At 74.1% G+C, this 12856-nt stretch carries 13 protein-coding genes; 6 read left to right on the top strand and 7 right to left on the bottom strand.

Translation table 11 applies throughout. The features are described 5' to 3' along the window. Window positions 1-104: 104 nt before the first annotated feature. The 5 genes from KSK32_RS01855 (at window position 105) to mug (ending at window position 3776) form a co-directional block, all read left to right on the top strand. Window positions 105-1022, top strand: a complete 918-nt coding sequence (locus tag KSK32_RS01855) for a TIGR04222 domain-containing membrane protein (RefSeq protein WP_216928136.1) — start codon at window positions 105-107, stop codon at window positions 1020-1022. Continuing rightward, window positions 1019-1837, top strand: coding sequence for a DUF692 domain-containing protein (locus KSK32_RS01860; RefSeq protein ID WP_216928137.1), 819 nt, complete (start codon window positions 1019-1021; stop codon window positions 1835-1837). Before KSK32_RS01855 ends, KSK32_RS01860 begins: the two co-directional genes overlap by 4 nt. Further along, window positions 1834-2280, top strand: a complete 447-nt coding sequence (locus KSK32_RS01865) for a hypothetical protein (protein ID WP_216928138.1) — start codon at window positions 1834-1836, stop codon at window positions 2278-2280. Before KSK32_RS01860 ends, KSK32_RS01865 begins: the two co-directional genes overlap by 4 nt. Window positions 2281-2311: 31 nt before the next feature. Next, window positions 2312-3073, top strand: coding sequence for an SDR family oxidoreductase (locus KSK32_RS01870; protein WP_216928139.1), 762 nt, complete (start codon window positions 2312-2314; stop codon window positions 3071-3073). Window positions 3074-3155: 82 nt separating this feature from the next. Beyond that, a complete protein-coding gene (gene mug / locus KSK32_RS01875; RefSeq protein WP_216928140.1) occupies window positions 3156-3776 on the top strand; it encodes a G/U mismatch-specific DNA glycosylase in 621 nt (206 codons plus the stop codon). 20 nt (window positions 3777-3796) lie between these two features. On the opposite strand, the gene KSK32_RS01880 is transcribed toward mug, so the two are convergent. From KSK32_RS01880 to KSK32_RS01895, 4 genes are all read right to left on the bottom strand, one after another. Next, window positions 3797-5779, bottom strand: a complete 1983-nt coding sequence (locus KSK32_RS01880; RefSeq protein ID WP_216935702.1) for an ABC transporter ATP-binding protein — start codon at window positions 5777-5779, stop codon at window positions 3797-3799. 132 nt (window positions 5780-5911) lie between these two features. Then, a complete protein-coding gene (locus KSK32_RS01885; RefSeq protein ID WP_216928141.1) occupies window positions 5912-6679 on the bottom strand; it encodes an enoyl-CoA hydratase/isomerase family protein in 768 nt (255 codons plus the stop codon). Between the two features lie 43 nt (window positions 6680-6722). After that, window positions 6723-6950, bottom strand: coding sequence for a helix-turn-helix domain-containing protein (locus tag KSK32_RS01890; RefSeq protein WP_007072022.1), 228 nt, complete (start codon window positions 6948-6950; stop codon window positions 6723-6725). A gap of 337 nt (window positions 6951-7287) precedes the next feature. Next, window positions 7288-8895 (bottom strand): ABC-F family ATP-binding cassette domain-containing protein, encoded by a 1608-nt coding sequence (locus KSK32_RS01895; RefSeq protein ID WP_216928142.1) that lies wholly within the window; start codon window positions 8893-8895, stop codon window positions 7288-7290. Between the two features lie 246 nt (window positions 8896-9141). Here KSK32_RS01895 and KSK32_RS01900 point away from each other — a divergent pair, with 246 nt between their 5' ends. Beyond that, entirely contained in the window at window positions 9142-10056 is a 915-nt protein-coding gene (locus KSK32_RS01900) for a neutral zinc metallopeptidase (RefSeq protein ID WP_216935704.1), read from the top strand. A gap of 72 nt (window positions 10057-10128) precedes the next feature. Here KSK32_RS01900 and KSK32_RS01905 read toward each other — a convergent pair whose 3' ends face one another. The 3 genes from KSK32_RS01905 to KSK32_RS01915 form a co-directional block, all read right to left on the bottom strand. Further along, window positions 10129-11346 carry a hypothetical protein gene (locus KSK32_RS01905; protein WP_216928143.1) on the bottom strand — a complete coding sequence of 406 codons (1218 nt, stop codon included), beginning with the start codon at window positions 11344-11346 and terminating at the stop codon, window positions 10129-10131. Between the two features lie 152 nt (window positions 11347-11498). Next, entirely contained in the window at window positions 11499-12137 is a 639-nt protein-coding gene (locus KSK32_RS01910) for an acVLRF1 family peptidyl-tRNA hydrolase (protein ID WP_254186916.1), read from the bottom strand. A gap of 80 nt (window positions 12138-12217) precedes the next feature. Next, the gene (locus tag KSK32_RS01915) at window positions 12218-12844 is read right to left on the bottom strand and encodes a LysE family transporter (protein ID WP_216928144.1); all 627 of its coding nucleotides are present in this window, start codon (window positions 12842-12844) and stop codon (window positions 12218-12220) included. Window positions 12845-12856: the final 12 nt, after the last annotated feature.

Consider the following 12856-nt stretch of genomic DNA (forward strand, 5'->3'; position numbering starts at 1 on the left):
ACCGGCACCGGTCTCGGTCCGGTAACTACGCCCCTCCAGGAGATCGACTCTGGCGCGCCTGCTCCACAATGAGCCGCGACACCTCCTCGCGACAGGAGCAGACGATGACCCCCTCCGATACCTGGGGCATCCCCGGCCCCGTATTCCTGCGCTGGTATCTCCTGCTCGCCGTCGTCCTGGTCGTCGGCGCGATCATCTACCGGCGCCGCATGCTGGAGGGCACGCCGGTGGCCGTCCACGGCGGACTGGCGCCGCAGCAGGTCGCCTTCCTCAACGGCGGCGACCAGCTCGCCGTCTGGGCCGCGCTCGGCGGGCTGCGCCACGCGGGCGCGGTCGGCGTACGGCCGGACCGGCGGCTCACCACCGGCGGTCCGCTGCCGGCCGGGGCCACCCCGCTGGACCAGGCGGTGCACCACGCGGCGAGCCGGGGCCTGCACACCCGGGAGTTGGCCGCCGACGAGTGGGTCCGGCGGGCGGTCGACGAGCTGCGCGACGACCTGGTACGCCGGGGCCTGGCACTGGACCAGGAGCGGCGCCGGACGCTGCGGCGTGGCGCGCTGCTGGTCGGAGCCCTGCTGGCCATCGGCATCGTGCGCGCGATCTCCGGGCTGCTGAACGACCGGCCCACCGGCTGGCTGCTGCTCAGCCTGTTCCCGCTCGGCCTCGCGTTCGTGCTGCTCAACCGCGTGCCGTGGCGTACCGGGGCGGCCACCGCCGCGCTGAACGACATGCGCCGCCGGCACGCCTGGCTGCGGCCGGCCTCCGGGCCCGCGTACACCACGTACGGCCCGACGGAGGTGGCCCTGGGCGTGGCGCTGTTCGGCACCGCCACGCTCTGGACGATGGATCCGGGCTTCGCGGAGCAGGCCGAGATCCAGCGGCAGGCGCTGGGCAACACGGGCGGCGCGAGCACCGGCACCTCGTGCGGAGGGGGCTCCACCGCCGGTGGCACCTCCTCGTGCGGCGGCGGCAGCTCCTGCGGCGGGGGCGGTGGCTGCGGCGGAGGCGGGTGCGGCGGATGACCGGTCCGTCCGGCGTCGGCATCGGCTGGCGTCCCGAGATCGCCGGCTTCGTCGCCGGGCTGCCGGGACTGCGCTTCGTCGAGGTGGTCGCGGAGGCGGTCGCCCCGGCCGGACCGCTCCCGGGCGGGCTCGCCGAGCTGCGCGGACGCGGCGTCGACGTCGTACCCCACGGGGTGCGGCTGTCGCTCGGCGGCGCGCAACCGGTCGACCCGGCCCGGGTGACGCACCTGGCCGGGGTGGCCGCGGCCCTGGACGCGCCGCTGGTGAGCGAGCACATCGCGTTCGTGCGGGCCGGCGGCCTGGAGGCCGGTCACCTGCTGCCGTTGCCGCGTAGCCGCGAGGCAGTGGCAGCGGTGGTGGCGAACGTACGGCGGACGCAGGCGGAGCTGCCGGTGCCGCTGGCCCTGGAGCCGATCGCGGCGCTGTTCGACTGGCCCGACGACGAGCTGGACGAGGCGGACTTCCTCACTGAGATCCTCGACGCCACCGAGGCGCTGCTGCTGCTCGACGTGGCGAACGTGCACGCCAACGCCCGCAACCGGGGCGGCGACCCGGCCGCGCTGCTGGACCGGCTGCCGCTGGAGCGCATCGCCTACGTGCACGTCGCGGGCGGCGCCGAGCACGGCGGCTTCTACCACGACACGCACACCGACCCGGTGCCCGCAGCCGTGCTGGACCTGGTCCGCGAGCTGTGCGCCAGACGCCGGCCGCCCGCGCTGCTGCTGGAACGCGACGGGCACTACCCGCCCGCCGCCGAGCTGCGCGGCGAGCTGGACGCGCTGGCCGCCGCCTCCGGCCACCCGGTGGTCACGTGAGCGGCGACCTGGCGGCCCGGCAGGCCGAACTGGTCGCCGCGCTCGTCGCCGGTGGACCGCTACCGCCCGGCTTCGCCCCGGCGCCGGTCGAGGCGGCCCGCCGGGCGCTGCTGCGCAAACGGGCCGGCGACGTGGCCCGGCACTGGCCGCTGCTCGCCGCCGGCCTCGGGCCGGCCTGGCCGGCCGCGTTCACCACGTGGGCCGACGGCCGCCCCACGAACGGTTCGCTGCGTGACGGCTGGGACCTCGCCCGCGACCTGCGCGACCGGGACGCGCTGCCGCCACTGGGCGCGGAGGAGCTGGCCGAACGCGAGGCCGCGAGCCGCTACGACGGACGCCGCCCGCCCCGGCCACGCCGGCTGCCGGCCCTCGCCCGGGCCGGCGGCGCCGTCGCGGTTCAGGTCGCCGGCCGGGTACGCCTGCTTCGGCCCGCCCCACGCTGACAGCCACCCGGAGGTACGGCAGGATCGGTGCATGGATCTCGGACTCGCCGACCGGGTGTACGTGCTCACCGGCGCCTCCGGCGGCCTCGGCTTCGCCACCGCCGAACAACTCGTCGCCGACGGTGCCCGGGTGGTCGTCTCCGCGCGTACCCCGGAACGGGTGGCCGCCGCGATCGAGGCGCTCGGTGACCCGCAGCGGGCGATCGGCCTGACCGCCGACCTCACCGACCCCGCCACGCCGGAGCGTCTCGTCGCCGCCGCCCGCGAACACTTCGGCCGCCTCGACGGCGCGCTGATCTCCGTCGGCGGCCCACCGCCCGGCACCGCCGCCACCGTCACCGACGAGCAGTGGCGCGAGTCGTTCGAGACGGTCTTCCTGGGCAGCGTCCGGCTCGCCCGCACGGTGGCCGGCGCGCTCACCGACGGCGGCGCGATCGGGCTGGTGCTGTCCACCTCGGTACGCGGACCGCTGCCCGGCCTCGGCATCTCCAACGGTCTGCGGCCGGGCCTCGCCGGCGTGGCCAAGGACATGGCCGACGAGTTCGGCGCGCGCGGCGTACGCGTGGTCAGCCTGCTGCCGGGACGGATCATGACCGACCGCAACCGGGAGCTGCTGGCCGGCTCCGGCGACCCCGAGCGGGCCCGCGCGCAGGCCGAGGCGGCGATCCCGCTCGGGCGCATCGGCGACCCGGTGGAGTTCGGCAAGGTGGCCGCCTTCCTGCTCTCCCCCGCCGCCGGATACGTCACCGGGATCACCGTTCCGGTCGACGGCGGCGCGCTGCGCGGGCTGTGACGGTGGGTGCGGCGGCGGCTCCGGTGAGCCGGGTGCGGGTGGCCGCGCCCGCGGCGGACCGGTCACGCGAGACGGTGGGCCGGTGAGCGATCGACGGCGGCCGGGCGGTGGGCGGCCCGAGGCCGCGCCCGGACCGGGTACGCCCGCCCGCCGCCACCCCCGGCCCAGCCGGGAGCAGCTCGCCGCGGCGGCCGACCGGCTGCTGCCCGACGTGATCGCGCCCGGACTGGACGTGCTGTTCGTCGGCATCAACCCGGGCCTGTGGTCGGCGGCCACCGGCTGGCACTTCGCCCGCCCGGGCAACCGGTTCTGGCCCGCCCTGCACCGGGGCGGTTTCACGCCGCGCCTGCTGCACCCCAGCGAACAGGACACGCTTCCGGCGCTGGGCCTCGGCATCACCAACATGGTGGCCCGGGCCAGCGCCCGCGCCGACGAACTCACCGCCGGCGAGCTGGTCGACGGCGCGGCCACGCTCACCACCAAGGTCGAGCGCTACCGGCCGCGCTGGGTGGCGGTGGTCGGGGTGACCGCGTACCGGATCGGGTTCGCCCGGCCGAAGGCCGGTTTCGGGCCGCAGCCGGAGACGCTCGGGTCGGCCCGGCTCTGGGTGCTGCCCAACCCGAGCGGCCTGAACGCCCACTTCACCCCGGAGACGCTCGGCGCCGCGTTCGCCGAGCTGCGCACCGCGGTCGTCGCGGGCTAGACGCCGCCCTCGCCGGTCCGCTAGTTGGCAGTGGCCGGGGGCATGGCCTCGTGGGCGACGTAGGTGCCCAGCGGGACCGTGGTCACCACCGGCTCCGGCTGCTCGGCCCCGGCGTGGGGTGCCGGCGAGTCGGCGACCGCGAACTGGGTGCGGTACAGCTCGGCGTACAGGCCGCCGACGGCCACCAGCTCGTCGTGCCGGCCGCGCTCCACGATCCGGCCCTCGTCGAGCACGAGGATCTGGTCGGCGTCGCGGACGGTGGAGAGCCGGTGCGCGATGACCAGCGCGGTACGCCCGGTCAGCGCCACCGACAACGCCCGCTGCACCGCCGCCTCGCTCTCCGAGTCCAGGTGCGCGGTGGCCTCGTCGAGGATCACGATCGACGGGGCCTTGAGCAGCAGCCGGGCGATGGCGATGCGCTGCTTCTCGCCGCCGGAGAAGCGGTAGCCCCGCTCGCCGACAGTGGTGTCGAGCCCGTCCGGCAGCGCCCGGACCAGGTCGGCGACCTGCGCGCCGGCCAGCGCCGCCCAGATGTCGTCGTCGGTGGCGTCGGGCTTGGCGTAGCGCAGGTTCTCCCGGATCGTCTCGTGGAACAGGTGCGAGTCCTGGGTGACCACGCCGATCTCGTCGCGCAGCGAGGCGAGCGTCGCGTCCCGGACGTCGACGCCGCCGACCAGCACCTGGCCGTCGCTGACGTCGTAGATCCGGGAGATCAGCATGGACAGCGTCGACTTGCCCGCACCGGAGGGGCCGACCAGGGCCACCATCTGCCCCGGCTCGACGGCGAACGAGACGCCCCTGAGCACCGGCTCGTTGACCGTCCGGTCGAGGGTGGAGACCTCCTCCAGGGAGGCGAGCGACACCTCGGCGGCGCTCGGGTAGCGGAAGCGGACGTCGCGGAACTCGACCCGGCCGTTGCCGCGCGGCACCGGCACCGCGCCGGGCTTCTCGGCGATGGCCGGGCGCAGGTCGAGCACCTCGAACACCCGGTCGAAGGAGACGAGGGCGCTCATCACGTCGACCCGGACGTTCGACAGCGCCGTCAGCGGGCCGTAGAGACGGGTCAGCAGCAGCGCCAGCTTGACGACGGTGCCGGCGCTGACCGCCCCGGTGACCGCCAGCCAGCCGCCGACGCCGTACGTCAGCGCCTGGGCCAGCGACGCGACGAGCAGCATCGCGACGAAGAACGTCCGCGAGTACATCGCGGACTGGATGCCGATGTCGCGCACCCGCTCGGCCCGGCGCGCGAACCGGTCGGCCTCCACGTCCGGCGCGCCGAACAGCTTGACCAGCAGCGCGCCCGCGACGCCGAACCGCTCGGTCATCGTCGCGTTCATCTTGGCGTCGAGGTCGTACGACTCGCGGGTGATCTCGGCCAGTCGCCGGCCGACCCGGCGGGCCGGGATGATGAAGATCGGCAGCAGCACCAGCGCCAGCACGGTGATCTGCCAGGACAGCACGAGCATCGCCCCGGCGGTGAGCACGAGCTGGATGACGTTGCTGACCACGCCGGACAGCGTCGAGGTGAACGCCCGCTGGGCGCCGAGCACGTCGTTGTTGAGCCGGCTGACCAGGGCGCCGGTCTGGGTGCGGGTGAAGAACTGCAACGGCATCCGCTGGACGTGGTCGTACACCCGGGTGCGCAGGTCGAGGATGATGCCCTCGCCGATGCGGGCCGAATACCACCGCTGGACCAGGGAGAACAGCGCGTCGGCCACGGCGAGCGCGGCGATGATCAGGGCCAGCCGGACCACTGTCGAGCGGGCGTCGGGGCCGGCCCCGGCGATCGCGTCGATGACGTCGCCGGCGAGCAGCGGCGTGGCCACGCCGATCACCGCGGCGACGATCACGGTGAGCAGGAAGACGACGATGTCGCGCCGGTAGGGCCGGGCGAACGCGACGATCCGCCGGGCGGTGCCGCGCTTGAGCTCGTGGGCGGAGACCTCGTCGCGGTTACGCAGCGACCGGAGCATGCTCCAGCCGCCCATGCCGCCGCCGGCCATCGGGTGGGACACTCGTCACCTCCGGGTCGTCGGGGCAGCATCAACCGTCGGAGTCCATTCTCCCGACGCCTGTGACAACCTCGCGAGTAACCCAGATCTTCCCGAACGGTCCTTACGAAATCGCCGTACCGGCTATTCGCCCCGCCCGGCCAGGTCCCGGATCCGCCGGGTCTGCGCCTCCCGCTCGGCACGCTGCTGCTCGGCGTGCGAGCGCCCGGCCGCGCCCGCGAGCAGCGCCTTTATCTCGATGATCGCGTCCCGGTTGTTCGCGAGGAGCCCGGCGGACAGATCACGCACGGCCCCGTCCAGCTCGTCGTTTGGCACCACGAGCGTGGCCAGGCCGATCCGGTCCGCCTCGCTGGCGTCCATCCGCCGGCCGGTGGCGCAGATCTCCAGCGCCCGGGAGTAGCCGACCAGCTCGACCAGGCGGCGCGTGCCGGCCAGGTCGGGAACCAGGCCGAGGGTCACCTCGGCCATCGAGAGCTTTGCGTCGGCGGCGAGCACCCGCATGTCGCAGGCCAGCGCGAGCTGGAAGCCGGCGCCGATGGCGTGGCCCTGCACCGCGGCGATCGACACCACGTCCGGCCGGTGCAGCCAGGTGAAACCGTCCTGGTACGCGGCGATCCGGTCGGCGCACTCCGCCTCCGGCAGCGCGGCCAGCTCGGCGAAGGAGCCCGGCCCGGTCGCGCCGGCGACCGCCAGGTCCAGGCCCGCGGAGAAGGCGCGCCCCTGCGCGCGTACGACGACGACGCGCACGTCTCCGGGCAGGTCGCGGGAGAAGTCGCTCATCGCGCGCCACATCGCCGGGGTCTGGGCGTTCAGTACGTCGGGCCGGCACAACGTCACCGTCGCGACCGGCCCGTCGCAGTCGAAGCGCACTCCGGTCGTCTCGGCGGTCACCGGACGCCCCGGAGCGCGCTGGTGGACGACGCTGGGGGGCGGGTCACGCCTTCTTCCGGCGCCGGGCGCCGCCGCGCTGGCGCAGCTGCACCCCGGACTCGGTGAGCACCCGGTGGATGAACCCGTAGGAACGGCCGGTCGAGGCCGCCAGAGCACGGATGCTCTCTCCGCCGGTGTACCGCTTTACCAGGTCTTTGGCGAGCGTCTGACGCTCGGCCCCGACGATCCGGCGACCCTTCTCAGTGCTGGTGGCTGTGCCGGTGGCTGCCATGCTGATTCCTCACGTCCCAGACTGTGCGGTTCGGATACGGTCCCACCTATTAGACCGCCTCGGACGATCATGCGCCAGATATCAACTATTCGCCAACCGACACGCTACGCAATGTCAGCTTCCCGATAGAGTGATCCTTCCGACCGGCTGATCCGTACCGCCCCGCCGGACGAACCCTTCGGCGCCACCTCGGCGAAGTGGCCGCATCCTCCCGCATGATCGACACCGCTTCCCCGAAGTGGCTGCATCGCCGCGCTCCGAGTACCTCCACTTCGGCGAGCTGGTGTGGATCACGGAGATGACGGGTGCACGGCCGGCGGGCGGCGCGGGGGCGGGGTCAGGCCAGCTCTACCAGCTCCAGGAGGTCGTCGGACCAGGCGTCCTCGTCGCCGTCGGGCAGCAGGATGGCGCGGTCCGGCTTGAGCGCGGTGACCGCGCCCGGGTCGTGCGTGACCAGCACGATCGCGCCCGGGTAGCGGGCGATCGCGTCGAGCACCTGCTCACGGCTGACCGGGTCCAGGTTGTTCGTCGGCTCGTCCAGCAGCAGCACGTTGGCGCCGGAACAGACCAGCGTGGCCAGCGCCAGCCGGGTCTTCTCGCCACCGGACAGCACCCCGGCCGGCTTGTCCACGTCCTCCCCGGAGAATAGGAACGCGCCGAGGATCTTGCGCAGGTCGGTGTCGGTCTGGTCGGACGCGGCGCTGCGCATGTGCTCCAGGATCGTCCGGTCCACGTCGAGCGTCTCGTGCTCCTGGGCGTAGTAGCCCAGCCGCAGCCCGTGCCCGGGGCGCACCTCGCCGGTGTCCGGCTCCAGCAACCCGCCGAGCATCCGCAGCAGCGTGGTCTTGCCGGCGCCGTTGAGGCCGAGGATGGCCACCCGGGAACCCCGGTCCACCGCCACGTTCACATCGGTGAAGATCTCCAGCGACCCGTACGACTTGGACAGGCCGGTCGCGGTCAGCGGCGTCTTGCCGCACGGCGCGGGGCTCGGGAACCGTACCTTGGCGACCTTGTCCGCGACGCGGACCTCGTCCAGGCCGGAGAGCAGGCGCTCGGCGCGCCGGGCCATGTTCTGCGCGGCGACGGTCTTGGTGGCCTTGGCCCGCATCTTGTCCGCCTGCGCCATCAGCGCGCCGGCCTTCTTCTCCGCGTTCGCGCGCTCCCGGCGGCGGCGGCGCTCGTCGGTCTCCCGCGCCTCCAGGTACGCCTTCCAGCCCAGGTTGTACGTGTCGACCACGGAGCGGGTGGCGTCCAGGAACCAGACCTTGTTGACCACCGCCTCCAGCAGCGACGCGTCGTGGGAGATCACGATCAGGCCGCCCTTGTGGTTGCCGAGGAAGCCGCGCAGCCAGGTGATCGAGTCGGCGTCGAGGTGGTTCGTGGGCTCGTCGAGCAGCAGGATGCCGCCACCGTTCTCGCCGGCGTCGCGGAACAGGATCCGGGCCAGCTCGATGCGGCGGCGCTGACCGCCGGAGAGCGTGCCGATGGTCTGCGCCAGGGCCCGGTCGGGCAGGCCGAGGTTGGCGCAGATCCGGGCCGCCTCGGCCTCGGCCGCGTAGCCGCCGAGCGAGGCGAACTGGTCCTCCAGCGCGCCGTAGCGGCGGACCAGCCGCTCGTCGTCGGCGCCCTCGGCGAGCTTGTCCTCCAGTTCCTTCATCTGCGCCATCAGCACGTCCAGGCCACGGGCGGAGAGCACCCGGTCCCGGCCGGTGACGTCCAGGTCACCGGTACGCGGATCCTGCGGCAGGTAGCCGATGGCGCTGCGCCGCTCGATCTGGCCGCCGTACGGCTGCCCCTCCCCGGCGAGCACCTTGAGCGTGGTGGTCTTGCCGGCGCCGTTGCGGCCGACCAGGCCGATCCGGTCCCCCGGCTGCACCCGCAGGGTGGTGTCGGACAGCAGGATCCGGGAACCGGCTCGCAGTTCCAGGCCGGTGGCAGTGATCATTTCGGAGTACTCGCTCTCGGGTCCGGAAGGGCTGATTCAGGGCACGCGAAAGCGCCGGCGGGTGGTGACTTCCCGTCGGCGCGGGGCCGTTCAGCCTTCGCAGCGCAGCACGGGGCAAGTGTACCGGGCCGCGCGGGCCCCCTCGCCCGGATTACCGAGCAAGATCATCGGGTACCGAATCCGCCGTCCGGACCCGGTCCGGTACCGCAACCACCTCAAACGGACACATCGGTGATCGGGGTCAACATGGAGCTGAACGAGAACGCGCGGGTCGACACCAGCCAGGTGGACGACCGGCGGGGTTCCGGCGGAGGCGGCGGGACGGGCATTCCGATCCCGATCGGCGGCGGCCGGGGCGGGATCGTGGGCATCATCATCGCCGTGGTCGTCGCCCTGGTGGGCGGCGGTTTCGGCCTCAACGCCGCCACCAGCGGCGGCGGTTCCGAGCAGGGCGACAACACCTCGCTGGAGCAGAAGTGCTCGGCGCAGGACGCGCTGGAGCAGCTCGACTGCCGCAACACGCTCTACGTCAACTCGATCCAGGCGTACTGGCGTACCGCCATGCCGGAGGCGTTCGGCGAGCAGTACCGGCCGTCGAAGACGGTGTTCTTCAGCCAGAACGTCAGCACCGCCTGCGGCGCCGCCGACTCGGGCGTGGGCCCCTTCTACTGCCCGGCCGACGACCAGGTCTACATCGACCTGACGTTCTACCGGCTGCTGGCCGACCAGCTCGGTGCCGAGGGCGAGTTCGCCCAGCCGTACGTGCTGGCCCACGAGTACGGCCACCACGTGCAGGACCTGCTCGGCACCGAGGCGCAGATGCGCCGCCAGCAGCAGCGCGACCCGCAGAGCGCGAACGCCCTGTCGGTGAAGCTGGAGCTCCAGGCCGACTGCTACGCCGGGGCCTGGGCGAAGAACGCCACCGGCACCGCCGACGACCGCGGGCAGAAGATCTTCAAGAGCATCACCGAGCAGGACATCTCGCAGGCCATCGACACCGCCGAGAAGATCGGCGACGATGCCATCCAGCAGCGCTCCGGCCGGCCGGTGAACCCGGACGAGTTCACCCACGGCACCTCGGAGCAGCGCAAGCAGTGGTTCACCAAGGGCTTCACCACCGGTGACCCGAAGTCCTGCGACACCTTCGGCGCCGGGGCCTGATCCCCGCTGGGCGCATCGGCCCGCACCGCTGACGAGGTCAGCGGTGCGGGCCGATGTCGTCGTTCAGACCGGTCAGGCGGGCACTGTCACCTGACCCGGGGTGGACCGGTTGACTGTCGTCCCGTCGCCGAGCTGGCCGCCGCTGTTGTCACCCCAGCACCACAGGCCGGCGTCGGTGCGGATCGCGCAGCCGTGGTCGGTGACCGCGAGGCCGCCGGTCCAGCTGGCGGCGGTGCCGACCTGGGCGGGCGCGGACCGGTGGGTGGTGCTGCCGTCCCCCACCTGCCCGGCCGAGTTCTTGCCCCAGCACCACAGGGTGCCGTCCGTACGCGACGCGCAGGACGTGTCGCTGCTCGCGGCGATCCGGCTCCACGTGGTGACGGTGCCGATCTGCACCGGCGCGGTCCGGTACGAGCCGGTCACGCCGAGCTGCCCGTATCCGTTCTCACCCCAGCACCACAGCGCGCCGGACCGGACCCCGCAGGTGTGCGCGTACCCGGCCGCGACGCCGGTCCACCCGGTCGCGGCGCCGACCTGCGCGGGCACCGTCTGGGGCGCCAGGTTGCCCAGTCCGAGCTGCCCGTCCGAGCTGGACCCCCAGCACCAGAGCGTGCCGCCGGTCCGGATACCGCAGGTGTGCCCGAAGCCGGTCGAGACGCTCACCCAGTCGGTCGCCGTGCCGACCTGCAACGGGGTGTTCGCCACGTACGGCGAGGCGCCGACGCCCAGCTGGGTGGTCCGGTTGAAGCCCCAGCACCAGAGCGTGCCGTCGGTGCGGATCGCGCAGGTGTGCGTGGGGCCGGCGTCGACCCGGGCCCAGGTCGTAGCGGTGCCGACCTGCGCCGGGGCGCTGCGGCTGGTGGTGGTCCCGTCGCCGAGCTGGCCCCGGAAGTTCGAGCCCCAGCACCAGAGCGTCCCGTCCGTGCGGACCGCGCAGGTGTGCCCGGAGCCGGCGTCGGCGTTCGTCCAGGTGGCGGTGCCGACCCGCGCCGGGGCGCTGCGGTTCGTGGTGGTCCCGTCGCCGAGCTGGCCGCCGTAGTTCGAGCCCCAGCACCACAGTCCCCCGTCGGTGCTGATCGCGCACGTGTGCGCGCCGCCCGTGGTGACGCTGGTGACGGTGGGCGCGGCGAGCGCGGCGCGCTCGACCGGGCCGGCCGCCGCGTTCGCCGTACCGGCCGTGAGCGCGGTGGTGAGCACGAGGCTTCCGGCGCTCATCGCCGCCGCCGCGACGAGGAGTCTCGTCGCACGGCGCCACCGGGCCCGCAGCCGGCCGTCCTGATATCCGCTCATGAAGTTGTTCTCTCCCAACGATGTCGGCGCGTGATGGCGGAGGCGAAGCTGCCCTGCGGGTCGCCCGGAGACCCGCCGCTTCGTGACACCGACCCTATGCATCGAGTCGATTCGATGCACTACCGGCGAGCAGGATGACCGATCTTTCCGGTTCAGCGGACCAGGATGTGGACCGCCCGGGCGGCGGCGACGGCGGCCACCAGCACCGCGTGCCGGGGTTCCGGCACGTCGAGCAGGCGCGGCGCGCGCAGCGCCGCGAGCGGGGCCAGCCGCCGGTCGGCCAGCACCGTGTCCACCGCGCGCCGGTCGCCGCCGCACACCAGCGCCGCCAGCGTGCCCGCCTCCGGCAGCAGCAGGCGTACGGCCAGCTCGGACGCGTCGCCCAGGGCGGCCTTCGCCTGGTTGTCGCGCCGCCGGGCGAACCGCTGCTGGGACCAGCCGCCCGCCGCGGTACGCCCCTGCACGTACCGGGTGTCCACCTTCGACACCACCAGGTCGGTGCCGTCGGCGACGCCGAGGGCGACCGCGCCCTTGCGGGCCAGCAGCAGACCGAGCCGGCGGGGCGCGGCGGCCACGCCGGCGAACGCCTCCAGGTCCGGCGCGGGGCGTGCGCCGGGCGGGGTGTGCAGCTCGGCGGTGGCGCCGTCCGGGGCGGTGAGCAGCAATCCGTACCCCAGGGCGGTGGTGGTGGGCGGGCCGTGCCGGTCGGCGAAGCCCTCCACCCAGCGGGTGACGCGGGCCGGGTCCACCTCGACCCACCGGCCGCCTCCGGCTGCGGGTCGGCTGCTCATGGCCCGACGGTACGCCATCGACGGACCCGGGAACGCGGCGCGGCGCCTCGCGGGATCAGCGTCTCCGGCACTCCCCTCGGTCAGACGCCGAGCACGGTGGCGACCGCGAGGGCCGCGATGACGGCGCTGGACAGCAGCGCGGTGATCCGCCGCCCACGGGGACCGGCGAGGGCCCGGCCGATCAGCGTGCCACCGCCGGCGATCAGCACCTGCCAGCTCGCCGAGGCGAGGAACACCCCGGCGGTGAAGGCGGCCGCGCCCGCCGGTCCGGCGCCGAGCACGCCACCCCGGCCCAGGACGAGCGCCACGAAGTAGACCACAGTGGCCGGGTTGAGCAGGGTCAGCGCGAGCACCGCGCCGAACGCGCGCACCGGCGTGTCCAGACCACCCCGAGCGCTCGGCTGCTGCGTCGTGGCCGGCGGGCGCAGCGCGCGCCGGGCGGTGAGTCCGGCGAGGGTCAGCAGCACCCCCGCAGCCACCAGCCGCAGCTGACCCGCGAACGGCGCGAGCCCACTCGCCACCGCGGCGCCGCCGAGCGCCGCCACCGCGGCGTAGAGCCCGTCGGCGGTCGCCACGCCGAGCGCCGCCGCCGAACCGACCCGGAACGAGGTACGCGCGCTGAGCCCGAGGATGAGGATCGCGATCGCGCCGACCGGGATCGCGACGCCGTAGCCGGCGATCAGGCCGGCGAGGAACGCCCCGGTCACGACGACGGGTGG

The organism is Micromonospora sp. WMMB482, from assembly GCF_019038635.1.
GTDB lineage: Bacteria > Actinomycetota > Actinomycetes > Mycobacteriales > Micromonosporaceae > Micromonospora > Micromonospora marina.